The 18,116-nt window shown below is 69.7% G+C and carries 13 protein-coding genes; 5 read left to right on the top strand and 8 right to left on the bottom strand.

Annotated features, from left to right (window positions below):
- The first annotated feature begins 35 nt into the window (after window positions 1-35).
- Window positions 36-578, top strand: a complete 543-nt coding sequence (locus AC4FS1_RS03030; RefSeq protein WP_491152526.1) for a hypothetical protein — start codon at window positions 36-38, stop codon at window positions 576-578.
- Window positions 579-657: 79 nt separating this feature from the next.
- Here the strand turns inward: AC4FS1_RS03030 and ligA are convergent, their stop codons facing one another.
- The 3 genes from ligA to AC4FS1_RS03015 form a co-directional block, all read right to left on the bottom strand.
- On the bottom strand, window positions 658-2,913 hold the full coding sequence (gene ligA / locus AC4FS1_RS03025) for an NAD-dependent DNA ligase LigA (RefSeq protein ID WP_491155633.1): 2,256 nt from the start codon (window positions 2,911-2,913) through the stop codon (window positions 658-660).
- 50 nt (window positions 2,914-2,963) lie between these two features.
- Entirely contained in the window at window positions 2,964-4,061 is a 1,098-nt protein-coding gene (mnmA, locus tag AC4FS1_RS03020; RefSeq protein WP_491152524.1) for a tRNA 2-thiouridine(34) synthase MnmA, read from the bottom strand.
- Between the two features lie 460 nt (window positions 4,062-4,521).
- On the bottom strand, window positions 4,522-5,703 hold the full coding sequence (locus tag AC4FS1_RS03015) for a cysteine desulfurase family protein (RefSeq protein WP_491152522.1): 1,182 nt from the start codon (window positions 5,701-5,703) through the stop codon (window positions 4,522-4,524).
- Window positions 5,704-5,755: 52 nt separating this feature from the next.
- Between AC4FS1_RS03015 and glgX the strand changes: the two genes are divergently transcribed.
- The 3 genes from glgX to glgB all read left to right on the top strand — a co-directional run bounded on the left by glgX (window position 5,756) and on the right by glgB (window position 12,191).
- Entirely contained in the window at window positions 5,756-7,843 is a 2,088-nt protein-coding gene (gene glgX, locus AC4FS1_RS03010; protein ID WP_491152520.1) for a glycogen debranching protein GlgX, read from the top strand.
- A gap of 206 nt (window positions 7,844-8,049) precedes the next feature.
- Window positions 8,050-10,017, top strand: a complete 1,968-nt coding sequence (locus tag AC4FS1_RS03005; protein WP_491155632.1) for an alpha-1,4-glucan--maltose-1-phosphate maltosyltransferase — start codon at window positions 8,050-8,052, stop codon at window positions 10,015-10,017.
- On the top strand, window positions 10,014-12,191 hold the full coding sequence (glgB, locus tag AC4FS1_RS03000; protein ID WP_491152518.1) for a 1,4-alpha-glucan branching protein GlgB: 2,178 nt from the start codon (window positions 10,014-10,016) through the stop codon (window positions 12,189-12,191). The genes AC4FS1_RS03005 and glgB overlap by 4 nt, the downstream gene beginning before the upstream one ends.
- A gap of 90 nt (window positions 12,192-12,281) precedes the next feature.
- On the opposite strand, the gene AC4FS1_RS02995 is transcribed toward glgB, so the two are convergent.
- Together AC4FS1_RS02995 and AC4FS1_RS02990 are read right to left on the bottom strand one after the other, a co-directional pair.
- Window positions 12,282-13,259 carry a tetratricopeptide repeat protein gene (locus AC4FS1_RS02995; protein WP_491152517.1) on the bottom strand — a complete coding sequence of 326 codons (978 nt, stop codon included), beginning with the start codon at window positions 13,257-13,259 and terminating at the stop codon, window positions 12,282-12,284.
- Complete coding sequence (locus AC4FS1_RS02990) at window positions 13,256-15,094, bottom strand: DUF8094 domain-containing protein (RefSeq protein WP_491152515.1); 1,839 nt, start codon at window positions 15,092-15,094, stop codon at window positions 13,256-13,258. The genes AC4FS1_RS02995 and AC4FS1_RS02990 overlap by 4 nt, the downstream gene beginning before the upstream one ends.
- A gap of 181 nt (window positions 15,095-15,275) precedes the next feature.
- Here AC4FS1_RS02990 and AC4FS1_RS02985 point away from each other — a divergent pair, with 181 nt between their 5' ends.
- Window positions 15,276-16,343 (top strand): AI-2E family transporter, encoded by a 1,068-nt coding sequence (locus tag AC4FS1_RS02985; protein WP_491152513.1) that lies wholly within the window; start codon window positions 15,276-15,278, stop codon window positions 16,341-16,343.
- 4 nt (window positions 16,344-16,347) lie between these two features.
- On the opposite strand, the gene AC4FS1_RS02980 is transcribed toward AC4FS1_RS02985, so the two are convergent.
- The 3 genes from AC4FS1_RS02980 to AC4FS1_RS02970 are packed head-to-tail and all read right to left on the bottom strand — an operon-like array spanning window position 16,348 to window position 18,088.
- The gene (locus AC4FS1_RS02980) at window positions 16,348-17,073 is read right to left on the bottom strand and encodes an alpha/beta hydrolase (RefSeq protein WP_491152511.1); all 726 of its coding nucleotides are present in this window, start codon (window positions 17,071-17,073) and stop codon (window positions 16,348-16,350) included.
- A gap of 1 nt (window position 17,074) precedes the next feature.
- The gene (locus AC4FS1_RS02975) at window positions 17,075-17,359 is read right to left on the bottom strand and encodes an Rv1322 family protein (protein WP_491152510.1); all 285 of its coding nucleotides are present in this window, start codon (window positions 17,357-17,359) and stop codon (window positions 17,075-17,077) included.
- Window positions 17,360-17,362: 3 nt separating this feature from the next.
- Window positions 17,363-18,088, bottom strand: coding sequence for an aggregation-promoting factor C-terminal-like domain-containing protein (locus AC4FS1_RS02970; RefSeq protein ID WP_491152508.1), 726 nt, complete (start codon window positions 18,086-18,088; stop codon window positions 17,363-17,365).
- Between the last annotated feature and the right edge of the window lie 28 nt (window positions 18,089-18,116).

Here is an 18,116-nt window from a genome sequence, read left to right as displayed (position 1 = left end):
ATTCCCCTCGCCCGCAACCAGAGAAAAGGCGCACCATGACACACGACACGTCCGAGGACGTCGCGAACGAGGCGGCTCGCCGATCGCTGGAACAGCGAGTCAGCGCCCTCGAGTCGATCCTGCTCGTCCTCCCGATCATCCTGATCGAGACCCTGTTGGTGCTCGCGCTCTTCCTCCCTTTCGTCACCACGGAGGTATCCGAGGATGACGAGACGGCGAACCTGTTCGGCCTGATCTTCAGCCTCTTCGCTCCCGACGAGTCGGGCGAGCTCGACCGTGGCGGTGCGCTGTTCGGCGGCGCCTTCACTGTGCTCGTGATCGTGATCATCGGCGCGATCCTCACCGTGCCGATGATCGCCCGCCGGCCGCTTCGGGGACGGGCGGCGGTGGCCCCCCTCACCTTCGCTGTGCTCCTCATCCTCGGCACTTTCGGAGCCTGGGTGGTCATGGGAATGGGAACGAATGCCGAATACTCGCCCTGGTTCACCGAACCCGCACTTCCCGTGCTCACCCTGGCGACCACCCTCACCGCCCTCCTCGTCTTCCTCCCCGCATACCGCAACATGAGGACGGACTGAGACCGGCGTCTCAGCGACGGTTCCGGATGCCCGCGGTCTGCCGGACCCGGCCCGCCGATCTACCGGAAACTGCGGCGCATCATCCGGCGTCCAGCGCCGCCGGACCCTCCGTGACGAGGACGTGGAATTGCGCGGCATCGATGATGCGCAGCCCCAGCTCCTCCGCCTTGCCGAGCTTGGAGCCCGCTCCCGGACCGGCGGCGACGAAGTCGGTCTTCTTGGACACGCTGGATGCGGCCTTCCCGCCGGCGCGGAGGATCGCCTCCTGCGCCCCCTCGCGGGTGTAGCCCTCGAGCGACCCGGTCGCCACGATCGTCAGTCCCTCCAGGACCCCGCCCTCGGTAGTGGCCGCCCCGGGGCCGGGGTGGCCGGGGGTCCACAGCTGTGCCCCTGCGGCCGTCCACCGCTCCACGATCTCGCGGTGCCACTCGACCTCGAACCAGTCCGTCAGGGCGTCGGCGATGATGCCGCCGACGCCTTCCACCGCAGCGAGCTCATCCCGGGATGCTGCGCGGATCGCGTCGACGGATCCGAACCACTGGGCGAGGGCGCGCGCGGCGACCGGCCCCACATGACGGATGTTCAGGGCGACCAGGAATCTCCACAGCTCCTTGGTCTTCGCCGCCTCGATGTTCGCGAGGAGCTCCTGAGCCGACTTGGACAACACGAAGCCCGCGTCGCCGTCGAACGGCCCGTCCGGATCGAACGCGGGGTCGGTCTTCTTGCGCTGACGGCGGAAGGGCGACCGGGTGTCGGGCGCGCCGTCCTCGAGCAGCCGTGGCAGCCCGGTCTCGGCATCGCGGACGACGACGTCGATCGGGAAGAGGTCTTCAGGGCGCAGATCGAACAGTCCGGCTTCGGTGTCCAGCGGCGGCTGTTCCGGCCGCACCGGCTGGGTGAGCGCTGCGGCCGACACCTCACCGAGACCCTCGATGTCCAGCGCACCGCGCGACCCGATGTGCTCCACCCTTCCGCGCACCTGGGCGGGGCAGGCGCGCGTGTTCGGGCAGCGCAGGTCGATGTCGCCGGCCTTGGCCGGGGCGAGGGGGAACCCGCATTCCGGGCACTCCGCCGGCATGACGAAAGCGCGCTCGGTGCCGTCGCGAAGTTCCACCACGGGACCGAGGACTTCGGGGATGACGTCTCCGGCCTTGCGCAGCACCACCGTGTCGCCGATCAGCACACCCTTGGCCTTGACGACCTCCTGGTTGTGGAGCGTCGCCTGACGCACGACACTCCCGGCGACGCGGGCGGGCTCCATGACGGCGAAGGGCGTGGCCCGTCCTGTCCGCCCCACGGACACCACAATGTCGAGGAGCTTGGTGTTGACCTGCTCCGGCGGGTACTTGTAGGCGATGGCCCAGCGCGGCGCGCGGCTGGTCGCGCCGAGCTCGTCGTGGAGTGCGAGGTCATCCACCTTGACGACGACCCCGTCGATCTCGTGCTCGACGTCGTGGCGGTGCGCACCGTAGTGGCGGATGTACTCGTCGGCCTCCGCGGCGGAGGTCACCACGCGGAAGTAGTCGCTCGTGGGGAGTCCCCACTCCGCCAGCAGGCGGTACACCGCGCTCTGCGAGTTCACCGGCGGGTTCGGCCACGCGCCGATCCCGTGCACCGTCATGCGCAACCGCGACAGGCGCTCGTGCATCGCCTGCAGTTGACGCTCGTTCTTCCCTTCCGTCTTCTGGCGGAGGGAGCCGGATGCCGCGTTCCGCGGGTTCGCGAAGATCCGATCGCCCACGGACTCCTGGTACGCGTTGAGGGATTCGAAGTCGGCCACGTTGAAGAACACCTCACCGCGCACCTCGACGAGGTCGGGGTGCCCCGTGCCCTTCAGGCGTTGCGGGATGCCGCGGATGGCCCGAACGGTCTCGGTCACGTCCTCCCCCACGCGGCCGTCCCCGCGGGTGGCCGCCGACACGAGCCGGCCGCGCTGGTAGCGCAGCGACAGGGCCAGGCCGTCGATCTTGAGCTCGCACAGGTAGTCCACCCGCCGGCCGGCATCACGCTCGACCCGGGTCGCCCACGCCAGGAACTCCTCGTCGCTGAAGACGTTGTCCAGGCTGAGCATCCGTTCGGCATGCTCCACGGGAGCGAACAGCGTCCCCGACGCGGCCCCCACCGACTGCGTCGGGCTGTCCTGCCCCTGAAGCTCCGGGTAGAGGCGTTCGATGGCGTCGAGCCGCCGCATCCACTCGTCATAGGTGGCGTCGTCGACGATCTCGGCGTCGTCGCCGTAATACGCGTCGCGCGCCTGGAGGATGCGGGAGATGAGATCGCCCGATTCCGCGCGCGCCTGCTCGAGGGTCAGATCGGGAAGTTCGTCGCCGTTCACCACCCGGTCAGTTTAGGGATGACCTCCGACGCGGCCGGAGGGGTGGACACCTACGCGGGAACCGGTACCGCCGAAACCGTGCGGTCGATCGTGAACTGACCGATCACGCGGGTGCCGTCGTACAGCACCGCGGTCTGCCCGGGTGCCACGCCGTCGAACGGCTCGTCGGGCGTCACCGCCAGGGTGCCGTCGGCCCACGTCGCCCGTGCGGGCACGGGATCGGCGTGCGCCCGGATCTGGACATGGCACGTGAAGGCGCCCTCGCGGGGCGGGCGGCCCGCCCACGTGTACCGGCTGCCGGCGACCTCCGCCGTCGCCAGCGCCTCCTTCGGCCCTACGACGACCGTGTTGCTCACCGGACGGACCTCGAGCACGAAACGGGGCTTGCCGTCCGGAGCGGGCGTGCCCAGCTGCAGCCCGCGCCGCTGGCCGACGGTGTAGGCGTGGGCGCCCTCGTGCGAACCCACGACCGCGCCGGTGCGATCGACGATGGAGCCCTGTTCGGCGCCCACCTTCTCGGCGAGCCATCCGCGCGTGTCGCCGTCGGGGATGAAGCAGATGTCGTGGCTGTCGGGCTTCTGGGCGACCGTCAGGCCGCGCGCCTCGGCCTCGGCGCGCACGAGCGCCTTGGACGGCGTGTCACCGAGCGGGAAGTAGGTGTGCGCGAGCTGCTCGGCCGTCAGGACGCCCAGGACGTAGGACTGGTCCTTCGCCGCATCCGACGCCCGGTGCAATTCGCGGCCGTCGGGTCCGTCGACCAGAGCGGCGTAATGCCCCGTGCAGACGGCGTCGAAACCGAGCTCGAGCGCCCGCTCCAGGAGCGCGGCGAACTTGATGTGCTCGTTGCACCGCATGCAGGGATTGGGTGTGCGACCCGCGCTGTACTCCGCGATGAAATCGTCGATCACGTCTTCGCGGAAGCGCTCGGAGAAGTCCCACACGTAGAAGGGGATGCCGAGGCGGTCGGCCGCGCGGCGCGCATCCATCGCATCCTCGATCGTGCAGCATCCTCGGCTGCCGGCACGAAGGGTCCCCCCGGCGCGGGAGAGGGCCAGATGCACGCCGACGACGTCGTGTCCCGCCTCCACGGCCCGCGCAGCCGCGACGGCAGAGTCGACGCCACCACTCATCGCCGCCAGAATACGCATTCCCTCAGTCTACGAGCGCCTTCCTGTGGGCGGCGTGGGGAAGGTGGATGGGCGGGGCCGGTGTGGGGCGGGCGGCGCGGGCGGCGGGCGGCGCGCGGCGGCGGCCCGGGCTGCGCGGGCGTGGGGCGGGGGTTCCGCGTGCAGCCTGGGAGGAGATGAACGTTCGGAGGGCGAATCCGGCACAATCCGCCCTCCCAGTGCACATCTCCTCCCTAGCGGCTCGCCGCGGGACCGGCGCCCGCAACCACGAAGCCACGCCGCACAGCGGCCGCGTACAGCTAGGGAGGAGATGACCATTCGGGAGGGCGAATCCGGCACAAACAGCCCTCCCCAGTGCACATCTCCTCCCCAACCGCTCGCGCCCGGACCGGCCCCTGCGAAGCCACGGACCCACGAAGCCACGCGCCCCACCCCACCCCACTCCCGCCCGCCGTGCGGCGACGGACCGCGGGGCGCCGGATCAGCGGCGGGCTGCTCGGGATGCGGCAGCCGCCGCCCGCGCGTGGGCCTCCGGGAGCGCCGCGAGGAACGCCTCCACGTCGGCCTCCGTCGAGGTACGGCCAAGGGTGAGGCGCAGCACGGACCGCGCCTCCCGATCCGTGCGGCCGAGGGCCAGCACGACGTGCGACGGCTCGGGGACGCCGGCCTGGCACGCCGAACCGGTCGACACGGCGATGCCCGCCTGGTCGAGGAGGAAGAGGAGCGTCTCCCCCGCCGCATCCGGGAACAGCACGTGGGCATTGCCCGGCAACCGCCGCACCGGATCGCCCAGCAGCTCTGCCCCGGGCACGCGAGCGCGGATGCCCGCCACCAGCGCATCGCGGAGCCCCGACAGTCGCGTGGCCTCCGCCTCGCGCTCGGCTTCGGCCCGTTCGGCGGCGACGGCGAAGGCGATTGCGCCGGCGACGTCCTGCGTCCCCGCCCGCAGCGCCCGCTGCTGGCCCCCGCCGTGGACGAGGGCACCCAGCCGCGCGGAGCGCGACACCACGAGCGCTCCCACCCCGACCGGTCCACCCACCTTGTGCGCGGAGAGGCTCAGCGCGACCAGGCCCACCCCCGGCGGCGCGTCCCCGCGCCAGGCGGCGACGTCGATCGGCACGTGGCCGAAGGCCGAGACGGCGTCCAGGTGCAACGGAACGGCGGCAGAGGCGGAGGCGGCGGCCAGCGCCGCGGCATCCTGCACCGTGCCGACCTCGTTGTTCGCCACGATCGCCGTTGCGAGAGCCGACCGGCCGGCGGCTGCACCGAAGGCTTCCGGGTCGATGCGGCCCACCGCATCCAGTGCCACCGGCTCCACCCGCGCGCCCTCGCTCTCGACGAGCCAGGCGACGGTGTCCAGCGTGGCATGGTGCTCGCCCGCGGGGACGGCGATGCGGTCGGGCCGGTCGCCCCGCGCCCACCACAGGCCCTTCAGAGCCGTGTTGATCGACTCCGTGCCCCCGGAGGTGAACACCACCTCGACAGGGTCCGTGTGGAGGACCGCCGCCAGGCGCTCACGCGCCTCCTCCAGCAAACGACGCGCGGCCTGCCCGCCGCCGTGGATCGACGAGGCATTGCCCCCGATGGATGCGGCGGCGAGCCAGGCGTCGCGCGCCTCCTCACGCAGCGGCGTCGTTGCGGCGTGATCGAGATACACCGACATCGCCACCTCCCGCCGTAACGCGCCTGACCTACGGCCTAACTACTGTAGATCCATGGCGCGACCCGCATCCCCTTTCGTGCTTCCCGCCACCGCAGGCCTCCTCAGCCCTTCCCTCGACGGCCTCGGCGTCACGCAGGGGCCGGACGGCGGAACGTTGCGCGTCTGGTCGGCGCACGCCGACGCGATGGAGCTCGTCGTCTTCGATGACACCGACCTCGACTGGGCGGTGGCGACATTGGCGATGTCCTCGGCCGGCGGCGGCGTATGGACGGTGACGACCGAATTGCTGCGCCCGGGGGCGCGGTACGCGGTGCGCGCCGACGGTCCCGTCGGCCCGCAGGACACCTTCAACCGGGAGAGCCTGCTGCTCGACCCGTACGCCCGCGGGATCGTCACCGGCGGCTTCGGCGACCACCGCGCCGTGGTGGTCGACGGCGGGTTCGACTGGGGCGGCGTCGCGAAGCCCGGCGTCCCTCTTGATCGCACCGTGATCTATGAAGGCCACGTCAAGGGGCTCACCAAGCGGCACCCCGGGGTGCCTCCCGCTCTGCACGGCACCTACGCGGGCCTGGCGCACCCCGCGATGATCGAGTACCTGGTGGGTCTGGGCATCACGGCGGTCGAGCTGCTTCCCGTGCACGCGTTCACGACCGAACCGCGCCTGCTGCAGCTCGGGCTCACCAACTACTGGGGCTACAACCCCCTCAATTTCTTCACACCCCACGCGTCCTACGCGACCGTCGAGAACCAGCGGAACGGGCCCGAGGCGGTGCTGCGGGAGTTCAAGGGGATGGTCAAGCTGCTGCACGAGGCAGGACTCGAAGTCATCCTCGATGTCGTCTACAACCACACCGCAGAAGAGGGGGTCGGCGGCCCGCGATCCAGCCTTCGGGGCCTGGACAATCGGTCGTACTACCGGCAGACCGAGGACGGGGGTTATATCGACGTCACCGGATGCGGCAACGCGGTGAACACCGCGACGGACGGCGCAGCACGCCTGATCCTGGATTCGCTGCGGTATTGGGCGAACGACGTGCAGATCGACGGGTTCCGGTTCGATCTGGCCGCAACACTCGGCCGCGACGCCGCACACACTTTCACCCCGGACCATCCCCTGCTCCGGGCCATCATCGACGATCCGGCGCTGGCGGGCGTGAAGAAGATCGCCGAGCCGTGGGACGTCGGAATGGGCGGATGGCAGACCGGTAACTTCGGCGCCGGATGGCACGAGTGGAACGACCGGTACCGCGACCGGGTGCGGAACTTCTGGCTGAGCGACGTCGACTACGCGCGCCGCGCCGACACGTCACCGACCGGGATCGGCGGTTTCGCCACCCGGCTGGCGGGCTCGTCCAACACCTTCAGCGTCGAGCGCGGCCCCCTCGCCAGCATCAACTTCGTCACCGCGCACGACGGGTTCACCCTGCACGACCTCGTCTCGTACGACGTCAAGCACAACCTCGGCAACGGCGAGCAGGGCCGAGACGGCGCCGACACGAACCGGTCGTTCAATCACGGGATCGAGGGGCGCACCGATGACGAGCGGATCCTGGCCGCCCGCCGAAAGGCGATGCGCAACCTCCTCGGCACGGTGCTCCTCTCGGCGGGAGTTCCAATGCTGACCGCCGGCGACGAGTTCGGGCGCACCCAGCGCGGAAACAACAACGCCTATTGCCACGACTCGCCCCTCACCTGGTTGGCGTGGGAGCACGCCCCGTGGCAGCAGGACCTGTCCGCACACGTCCGACGGCTCCTCGAGGTGCGGCGCGAGAACCCGGCACTCCGCCCCAGCCGCTTCGCACGGCTCGGCGAGCACACCCCCTCGGCCTCCGTCATGGAGTGGTACGACGAGCACGGCGAGACGATGTCGACCGAGCGGTGGACCAACCCCGCCCACCGGACGCTGCAGTACGTCGCCGCATCGACGCCCGAGCGTGAGGCGTTCAACCGCATCCTGCTGGTCATCCACGGCAACGAGTCGCCCGTCGAGGTGACTCTCCCCGTGATCGCCGGCGCCGAACGGTTCGTGTCGCTCTGGTCAAGCGCGGACGAGCGCCCGCTCGAGGCGGGCGCGCAGTTCGCGCCAGGGGGCACCCTGACCATGACCGACACCTCGATGCACCTCTTCCGCGTGGAGTGATGCGCGCTCTCGCGGGGAGTGATCCAACGACGCGCGGCTTGTCAACCGCCGGTGTCCTTGTGTGCCGGTCGCGGCCGCCAAGGTAGGTTCGGATCGTGGCTCCTCCGACGCGATCTCCCATCTCCCGTCCCTGGCGCAGCGGCACGACGATCCCCGTTCGCCCCGCAGCCAACACCGACTCCGAGACCGTGACGCCCCGCATCCCGATGGTTGCGCCGCGCCCCTCCGTGCCGGGCGGACGTTTCCGCCCCTCGGCATACGTCGAAGAGGCCGTACCGTTCACGGTCACGGCCTTCCGCGAGGGGCACGACCTCATCGGCGTGCACGTGCGGCTCTTCTCCCCCTCCGGGGACGAGTCGCTGCACCGTCTCTCCTCCCTCAACGACGGCCTGGACCGCTGGTCGACACTCGTGGTGCTGCTCGAGCAGGGGATCTGGCGATTCCGGTTCGAGACGTTCGCGGATGACTTCGCCACGTGGCAGCACGCCGCCGAAGTGAAGATCGCCGCCGGTGTGGACCCCGCCCTCATGCGCGAAGCAGGTGCCCTGCTGTTCGATCGCGCTGCCGCGGAAAAGAACCGCCCCCGGGCCGAGCGTGTCACCCTCCAGGCTGCGGCGACCACGTTGCGGGATGCCGCGCTCTCCGACGAAGCCGCGTTGGCGATCGTGACGGATCCGACGATCGCCGGTTACTTCGCCGAACGCCCCCTCGCGAGCCTGGGGTCGGCCGGAGACGAGCTCGAAGTGCTCGTCGAGCGACGGCGAGCCGGTGTCGGGTCCTGGTACGAGTTCTTCCCCCGTTCCGAAGGCGCCCGCCAGGCCAAGGACGGCACGATCACGTCGGGCACGTTCCGCACCGCCGCGCGGCGGTTGCCCGCCGTCGCGGCGATGGGCTTCGACGTGCTGTACCTGCCGCCCATCCACCCCATCGGGGAGACGAACCGCAAGGGCCGCAACAACACGCTCGATCCGCAGGCGGGCGATCCCGGTTCACCCTGGGCGATCGGGTCCGCCGCGGGCGGTCACGACGCCGTTCACCCTGATCTCGGCACGCTGGCGGATTTCCGCACGTTCGTGCGGGCGGCACGGGCGGACGGCATCGAAGTCGCCCTGGACCTCGCCCTTCAGGCCTCCCCCGACCACCCGTGGGTCACGGAGCATCCCGAGTGGTTCACGACCCTCCCGGACGGCTCGATCGCCTATGCGGAGAATCCGCCGAAGAAGTACCAGGACATCTATCCCGTCAATTTCGACAACGACCCGGAGGGCATCCGGGCGGAGGTCATCCGGATCGTCCGGCACTGGATCGCCCAGGGCGTGCAGATCTTCCGCGTCGACAACCCGCACACCAAGCCCCTCCAGTTCTGGGAATGGCTCATCGCCACCGTCAATGCGGAGCATCCGGACGTCGTCTTCCTCGCCGAAGCCTTCACGCGCCCTGCCCCTCTGCGGGGCCTGGGGATGGCGGGATTCCAGCAGAGTTACACCTACTTCACGTGGCGCAACACGAAGGAGGAGCTGGCGGAGTTCTTCACGTCGCTCGCGACCGAGACGGATGACTTCCTGCGGCCGAACCTGTTCGTGAACACCCCCGACATCCTCAGCGAGTACCTGCAGTTCGGCGGTCGTGCCGCCTACAAGGTGCGCGCTGCCCTCGCCGCCACCGCGGCGCCGACCTACGGCGTCTACGCCGGGTACGAACTCTTCGAGAACGTGGCGCGGCCCGGGTCCGAGGAGAACATCGACAACGAGAAGTACGAGTACAAGATCCGGGATTGGGAGGGCGCTGAGGAGCGCGGCGAGTCGCTGGCGCCGTACCTGCGGATGCTGAACGCCGCCCGTCGCTCGCACCCCGCGCTCGGGCAACTGCGGAACCTGTCCCTCCACTGGAGCGGGGATGACGCCATCCTCGTGTACTCCAAGCACCTCGACGCCGCGCTCTCACCGACGGGCGTGGCAGACACGATCATCGTGGTGGCCAACGTCGACCCTCACTCCATCCGGGAGACGACGGTGTTCCTCGACACGACCGTCTGGGGTGTCGAGCCGGGCACGCCGTACGAGGTCGAAGACCTCGTCACCGGCGCGGTGTGGACGTGGACCGATCGCAACTACGTGCGGCTGGACGCCTTCACCGAGCCGGTGCACATCTTGCACGTGAAGGAGATCCGATGACCGGTCAACACCTCGACGACGGCATCCTCGACGCCGTCGCCGCCGGAAACCACCACGATCCGCACGCCGTGCTCGGGGTGCACCCCGCCGACGACGGGACGTGGGTCATCCGCATCCGCCGCCCGCTGGCGACCACGGTGACCGCGAACCTCACCGGGGGCACCGCTGCGCGCTTCGAGCACCTCCGCGCGGGCATCTGGGAAGCGGTGACTCCCCGTCAGCCGCAGGACTACACCGTGACGGCGACCTACGACGACGGCAGCGAGTACACCGCCGACGACCCTTACCGTCATGTCCCGACCATCGGCGAGGTGGACCTCTATCTCATCGGGGAAGGGCGCCACGAGGAGCTGTGGCGCGTACTCGGCTCGCACGTACGCACACTCGACGGCTCTCCCGGCGTGGCCTTCGCGGTGTGGGCGCCGGACGCGCGCGCCGTCAGGGTCGTGGGAGACGTGAACGGATGGGATGGCCGCGGGCATGCCATGCGTTCCATGGGCGGCAGCGGCGTGTGGGAGCTGTTCGTCCCCGGCATGGCCGCCGGCGACGCGTACAAGTTCGAGATCCTCACTCGCCGCGGCGAGTGGATCCAGAAGGCCGACCCGATGGCCCGGTATGCCGAGAAGCCGCCGGCGACCGCATCCATCGTCACCGACTCCTCGTACACGTGGCAGGACGACACATGGATGACCAAGCGGGCGCGTACCTCGCCGCTGTCCTCACCGATGTCGATCTACGAGATCCATCTGGCCTCCTGGCGCCCCGGGCTCTCCTACCGCGACGCGGCCGATCCGCTCGTCGAGTACGTGACCGCGCAGGGCTTCACGCACGTGGAGTTCCTCCCGCTGGCGGAGCACCCCTTCGGCGGCTCCTGGGGATACCAGGTCACCGGGTACTACGCCCCCACGAGCCGGTTCGGCGAGCCCGACGATCTGCGATACCTCATCGACCGACTCCACCAGGCCGGCATCGGCGTGATCATGGACTGGGTCCCCGGCCACTTTCCCAAGGACGCGTTCGCGCTCGCCCGCTTCGATGGCGAACCCCTGTACGAGCACCCCGACCCCCGCCGTGGCGAGCACAAGGACTGGGGCACGCTCATCTTCGACTACGGGCGCAACGAGGTGCGCAACTTCCTCGTCGCGAACGCGCTCTACTGGCTGGAAGAGTTCCACGTCGACGGCCTGCGCGTGGATGCGGTGGCCTCGATGCTGTATCTCGACTACTCGCGCCAGGACGGCGAATGGGTACCGAACCAGTACGGCGGCCGGGAGAACCTCGAGGCGATCCGGTTCCTCAAGGAGGTGAACGGGACCGCCTATAAGCGGTACCCCGGCATCGCCATCATTGCCGAGGAATCCACGAGCTTCCCCGGGGTCACCGCCTCCACCGACGCCGCGGGCCTGGGCTTCGGCATGAAGTGGAACATGGGCTGGATGAACGACTCGCTGCAATACATCGCACGCGACCCGCTTCACCGTAGCCACCACGAGGGCGAACTGTCGTTCTCGTTCGTCTACGCGTTCAGCGAGAAGTTCATCCTCCCCATCAGCCACGACGAGGTCGTGCACGGCAAGGGAAGCCTGTTCGGCCGCATGCCGGGCGATCACTGGCAGAAGCTCGCGAACATGCGGGCGTTCCTCGCCTACATGTGGGGTCATCCGGGCAAGCAGCTGCTGTTCATGGGTCAGGAATTCGGCCAGATGTCGGAGTGGGCGGAGGCGCGGAGCCTCGACTGGTGGACCCTGGAGCAGCCGTCGCACGCGCAACTGCACGACTTCGTCGCGGTGCTGAACCGGGTCTACGTCGAGCAGGCGCCGCTGTGGTCCCGCGACTCCGATGGAGCGGCCTTCACGCGGCTCGGCGCCCCGTCGTGGAACCCGAACGTGCTCGCCTTCGCACGCCGGGACTGGCACGGCAACACCATCGCGGTGGTGTGCAACTTCTCCGGCGCACCGATCTCAGGCTTCGAGCTGACCCTTCCCGAGCACGGCGTGTGGCAGGAGATCCTGAACACGGACGCCGCCGCGTACGGCGGCTCCGGCGTCGGAAACCTCGGAGTGGTGCACGCCGACGAGAACGGTCACGCCGTCTTCACGCTCCCGCCCCTGGGAGTGCTGTGGCTCCATCACCGTAAGGACGCCGCGCGCCTCCCCGCCCCCGGCAAGGGCTGACGCCCCGAGACCGCGAGACTCCATCTCCGCCACCAGACTGCCGCCGTTGGACGCGGTTTCGTGGCGGGGATGGAGTCTCGGTGCCGTGTCTCAGAAGAGGAGCGAAGCGAGGCGCCCGCGGGCGCGGATGACGCGTGGGTCTGCGTCGCCGATGAGGCCGAAGAGCTCGAGAAGCCGTTCGCGCACCGGCGGCCGCGTGTCATCGGGCAGCGCGGCGAAGAGGTCGAGGAGACGGTCGAAGGCGTCCTCGACGTGACCACCGGCCAGGTCGAGGTCGGCGACGACGAACTGCGCCTCCACGTCCGTGGGGTCCGCCGCGGCCGCCGCTCGTGCCGCCTGCAGGTCGGCCCCCTGGATCCGGGCGAGAAGGCGCACCTGACCGAGGCCGGCCTGAGCATCCTCGTCGCGCGGGTTCTCCGCCAGCGCCTGCTCGTACGCCGCTATGGCCCGGGCGTAGTCACCGCTCTCGATCGCCTCGAACGCCTCTGCGTGGAGCGGTGGCATCGGCGCCTCGACGGGCTCGTCCGAGGGCTCCACGGCCTCCACGCCGACGGTGCCCGTCACCCCGTTCTGCGCCGCCAGCTGAAGCAGCTGCGCGAAAACCTCCCGCACCTGCTGCTCGGGCACCGCTCCGGTGAACAGCGGGACAGGCTGTCCGCCCACCAGCGCGACGACCATCGGGATGGACTGGGCACGGAACCCCTGCGCGAGCTGCGGGTTGGCGTCGACGTCGACCTTCGCCAGGACCATACGGCCGCCGTACTCGAGCACGACCTTTTCGAGGATCGGGCTGAGCTGTTTGCACGGTCCGCACCACTCGGCCCACAGGTCGACGACCACCGGCACGGTGCGGGACAGCTCGAGCACCTGCCCGAAGGTCGCGTCCGTGACGTCCACCACGAGGGACGGCACCGACGCGGCATCGGTCGCGGGCGCCCCTGCGCCGGCGACGGGCTGTCCCGCGACGGGCTGTCCGGGTCCGGCCGCGGGCGGCGCCTGCGGGCGGTTCCGTAGGGCGGACAGATCGACAGCGCCGCGCAGGACGGAGCCGGGCTGAGGAGTGCTCACTCGATCACCTTCGCTTCCAGGATGTTGGAACGGTAGCCGAGGAGGCGGATCGGTTCATTGGTCCCCTCCAACGGCACATAGAAGAACAGCTGGTCGCCGTAGGTCGTGGTGAACCCCGTCGCGGACTGCTCGACACCCGTCAGCGCGCGCGCGGCGGGATTGTCGGGCAGCCGGATGACCGCGTCGGGATTCGTCGGCTTGACGGTGTCGGTCTCGTGGATATCGACGGCGACGATGGCGCCGCCGTCGACAGTGGTCAATGCCATGGGGGCGGATGTGCCGGGAACGGCCAGGAATTCCAGCGTCGACGTGTTCGCGCCGGTCTGATTGAGCTGATCCAGACGGCTCTGCTGGCTCTGCTTGATGTTCGCCAGGAGAAGGTCGCCCGCGGTGTCGAAGTCGCCCCAGTACGCGCTGTTCTCGCCGTTGTTGATGAGGTCCGCATACGCTCCGGCGAGTTCATCCGGCCGCAGGCGCAGGAACGGCGAGTCAGGGGGTGCCAGCGCCGCCCCGACGTACTCGGCGGGAAGATTCGGAAGCAGCGTCGCTGCCTCGAGGCTCGCGATGAAGCTCGCCTTGTACTCCGACCACGGATCGGCCTGGGTCATCAGCATGATGGTCGGCGCGACGGTCGAGTCGGCCGGGTCCTCCACCACCGTCATGAACGAGCGGGGCCATGCGTCGAACGCCTGCGGCAACACGATCTCGACGGGGCGGTCGGGAATCCCCGGCAGGTCGGTCTGCTCGGGCAGCTGAGCGCGGAGGGTGTAGTTCGTCTGCCGCTCCGCCAGAGCAGCTCCCTCCAGGCGCGCGCCGGCGAGCGCGGGATCCATGGCCGCATCGGCCTCCGCGACCGTCGTCGAGACGCGCGTCAGAATGCGCTCTGCCTGCGTTTTCGTGACCGCCGGGGACTGCTGCCCGTCCGGGACGATGACGGACTCCGACGGCGAGGGAGTCGGACTCGGAGAGAGATCGGGCCACGCGTCGGCGGAGCATCCGGCGAACAGCACCGCCGACACCGCCACGGCGGGAATGACGATGAAGGACCGGCGGCCGGACACGGCGCGGCGCCGCCCCGCGCTGATGACTCCCTTGTCGGGGTCCTCCACGGCAAGGTCGATGGGCTCGGTCGGCGGCATCGGGAGGCCCTTGCGGCGTGGGCCGCGAGAACGGCGGACATGACGGATGCCGAGGAGATACAGGACCACGCCGACGACGAGCACGACGCTGCCGCCGACGATGAGGGGTCCGGCCCAGGGGGTGCTGCGGTCAACGGGCCACATCACGGCGATCTCGGAAGGAGCGGGCGCCGTCCCGTCGGTTGCCAGCAGAACGCTCATCGTCTCCGGCAGCTGAAGCGGAGTGGAAAGGCGTCCCTCCTGCTGGAACTCGTCGAGCCACAAATCGGAGCCGACGGGCGAACGTCCCACGGTGCTCGCGGAAGCGTCGTCGGTCGGCGCCGGGTCAGTGGCCGGGTCCGGGGCAGCTGTCTCGTCGACGCTTTCCTCTGCCGCCGGCTCGATGACTTCGGTTTCCATCTGGCCGTCATCACCGACGGTCACATGGTTGTACGGCACGTCGGAAAGCCACGCCTGCACGTCGGGGGTGCGGCCGTAGGCCGCGAATACGGTGCCGTCACCCTCCGCGGTCAGCGTCTGCGCTCCGGAGAACAGATTGAGTACCTCGCCGTCGACGAGGGTGTACGGCAGGTCCTCACCGGCGGGAAGCGGTGTGCTTTCAGCGGGTGCGGGCTCGAAGACGGTGCGCTGTGCGATCCCCGCGCCGATCATGAGCGCGGCGAGGATGAACGCCGCGACAGCCCAAACAAAACGCACGAAATTCAAACCTTCCCGATGGTGGTCCTTCGGGTCGGACCACGCATACGACATTTCAGACTAGTGGCAACGACCTGAAAGTTGCCCAGGAGGGAGTCCCTGCCGCGCTGGATGGTGCCGAATGCGTATCCTGGCGGAACAAGGCGCGGCCAGTGGCCGGCCGCCGCCCGACAGGAGACCCGTGAAGATCTATAACCCGTTCCGCGTCGCGCTCGTTGCCACGCTCGGCGTCGGCGTCGGAATTCTGCTCCTCAACAGTGTGCAGACGCTCTCGACGATCCTCCTCTACGTCGGTACGGCCCTGTTCCTCTCGTTGGGCCTGGATCCGGTCATTTCGTGGCTGGAACGGCGGAAGCTCCCTCGGTGGGCGGCGGTCCTGGTGACGATCCTCGGAGTCCTGGGAATCTTCGCCGGCATCATCCTGACCATCGTGCCGGTCATCGTCGACCAGATCGCGCAGCTGATCGCGAGGATCGAAGCCACCACCCAGTCGTTCGACTGGGAGGACGCGCTGCCGATCGCTCGCGAATGGGCGCAGTCGGTCTTCCCCGCGCTGGACGTCGACGTCGTGTGGGGGTACATCGAGGACTGGTGGGGCTCGCTGGACTTCGGCGAGATCTCCAGCAATGTCGGGAGCGGCATCCTGGCCGTGGGCGGGGCCGTCGTGGCGGGATTGGGCGGCGCGTTCATCGTGCTCATCCTGACGATCTACTTCACGGCGTCCACGCCGTCGCTCAAGGCAGCGGTGTACCAGCTGGTTCCTGCGTCCAAGCGTGCGCGCTTCATCGATCTCGCGGAGCAGATCACCGACTCTGTCGGCTACTACGTCATCGGTCAGGCCAGCCTCGGCGTGATCAACGGCGTCCTGAGCGCCATTCTCCTCACGATCATCGGGGCACCGTTCCCCGCCGTGCTCGCGGTGATCGCCTTCTTCTTCTCCCTCATTCCGCTGGTCGGAACTCTGACCGGGTCTACGCTCATCGTCCTCACGTGCCTCGGACTCAGCTCGCCCACCACCGCGCTGATCGCAGCGATCTACTACCTGATCTACATGCAGATCGAGGCGTATATCGTGTCGCCCCGGATCATGAACCGTGCGGTCGCGATCCCCGGCGCTGTCGTGGTCATCGCCGCCCTCGCCGGCGGCTCCCTGCTCGGGCTCCTGGGCGCACTCGTCGCGATCCCGGTCGCGGCGAGCATCCTGATCATCTACCGCCAGGTGATCATCCCGCGCCAGAACGAGCGCTGACGCATCATTCCTGTGCGACCGGTCCGTCCCACGTGTCCGGGAGCGGGAGGGCGCCCGGGTTGACGACTCGGACGATCTCGGTCAGCACTCGCCGCGTCTGGCTCTCCCCCACCCAGAGGTGCTTGCCGTCCTCGATCGGGATGAGGCGGGCGGCGGGTACGGAGGCGAAACGCTCGGCGGCCTCGGCAGGCCGAAGGTAGTCGTCGAACTCGGGAACGATGACCACCAGGCGGCGGTCACCGTCATTCCACGCGGCGACCTCGTCGGCGCTCGTGCGGTGCAGCGGTGGCGACAGGAGGATGGCGCCTTCCACGTCGTGCTCCCGGCCGTACTTCAGAGCCAGCTCGGTGCCGAAGGACCACCCGAGGAGCCACGGATGCGGCAGCCCGCGGTCGGCGGCGAACTGGACGGCCGCTGCCACGTCGTAGCGTTCGCCCTCCCCGCCGTCGAACGCGCCCTCGCTCGTCCCGCGCGGGGAGGTCGTGCCGCGGGTGTTGAACCGGAGCACGGCGAGGTCGGCCAGAGCGGGCAGCCTGGCTGCGGCTTTCCGGAGAATGTGAGAGTCCATGAACCCGCCGGCGGTGGGCAGGGGGTGCAGGGTCACGAGGGTGGCGACCGGGTCGCGGTCCTGGGGAAGGGCGAGCTCGCCGACGAGGGTGAGCCCGTCCTCGGTGTGCAGCTCGATGTCTTCCCGCCGTGCGGGCAGGGCAAGCGGTCCGCGGATTTCCATGTCAGCTGATCCTCCAGCAGTGGCTGTGCCAGTGTCGACGGCCGGCCAGGTCGGCCGCGTCGCCGAGGACGCCGTCGGCACGCCACACGACGACGTGGGCTGTCCCTGGCTCGATGGTCTTGCCGCATCCCGGGCATACGTATGCCTTCTGCGCCGACGTCGCCGACACCGGCTGGACCGTCCATGCGACGCCGCGGCGGGTCTCCGTGCGCTTCCACCCGGCGATCAGGCGGGCAAGTGAGTCATCGCCCGCCGGCTCGGGGCGCCGACGATGGGACCGCGGCACCGGTCAGTACCAACCGCGGCTTTGGGAGCTCCCCCACGCACCGCAAGGGTCGCCGTAGCGGCTGCCGATGTATCCGAGTCCCCACGCGATCTGCGTCGCGGGATTGGTCTCCCAGTCCGCTCCGGCGCTGGCCATCTTGCTGCCCGGCAGCGCCTGCGGGATGCCGTACGCCCCGCTGGAGGCGTTGTAGGCGTTGACTCGCCAGCCGGACTCCTTCTGCCACAGAGCACGCAGGCACGCGAACTGGTCGTCGCCCCACCCCCGTGCCAGGACCATCTCGTAGGCGACCGCCTGCGCGGTTCCGGGGTCGGGTGCGACGAACGGGGGGCGCCACCCCGAGCCGGAGGAAGAGGCCGACGCTGCCGGACGCGCGGTGGGGGTCGGCGTGGGTTTCGGCGTGACGTACACCGAGTAGCTGCTGCGCTGGAGGGATGCCGTCGTGACCGCTTCGGCAGAAAGCGTGTACGTCTGCATGTCGGCCAGGGCGCTCTCATACAGCGACACACGGTCGGCATCGGCCTCAGCGAGGGCTGCGCCGGTGGGTCCCACGTATGCGGCGACGAAGCCGAGCACGGAGAGGCCCGCGAACACGGCGAGAACGCCGCGACGGCGCGACCACCGCGGTGCGCGCCGCGGTGTGACGGGAGCCGGAACGACGTCGACGCCTGCCGGCCCCCGGCGGACGATCCGTCCGGACGTGGCGCGCGTGATCTCGGTGCCGGGGGTCACAATGCGCTCGATTCTAGCCGCCTGCCGA

The sequence above is a fragment of the Microbacterium sp. Z12_35 genome, assembly GCF_058310475.1.
The sequence above is the reverse complement of the archived record's forward strand: the minus strand, read 5'-3'. Positions and strand labels throughout refer to the sequence as shown.

Excerpts from the sequence above, each read along its gene's own strand:
- AC4FS1_RS03030 (WP_491152526.1), top strand. The coding sequence starts at position 36 with ATGACACACGACACGTCCGAGGACGTCGCGAACGAGGCGGCTCGCCGA.
- mnmA (WP_491152524.1), bottom strand. The coding sequence starts at position 4,061 with ATGCGTATTCTGGCGGCGATGAGTGGTGGCGTCGACTCTGCCGTCGCG.
- AC4FS1_RS03015 (WP_491152522.1), bottom strand. The coding sequence starts at position 5,703 with ATGTCGGTGTATCTCGATCACGCCGCAACGACGCCGCTGCGTGAGGAG.
- glgX (WP_491152520.1), top strand. The coding sequence starts at position 5,756 with ATGGCGCGACCCGCATCCCCTTTCGTGCTTCCCGCCACCGCAGGCCTC.
- AC4FS1_RS03005 (WP_491155632.1), top strand. The coding sequence starts at position 8,050 with ATGGTTGCGCCGCGCCCCTCCGTGCCGGGCGGACGTTTCCGCCCCTCG.
- glgB (WP_491152518.1), top strand. The coding sequence starts at position 10,014 with ATGACCGGTCAACACCTCGACGACGGCATCCTCGACGCCGTCGCCGCC.
- AC4FS1_RS02980 (WP_491152511.1), bottom strand. The coding sequence starts at position 17,073 with ATGGAAATCCGCGGACCGCTTGCCCTGCCCGCACGGCGGGAAGACATC.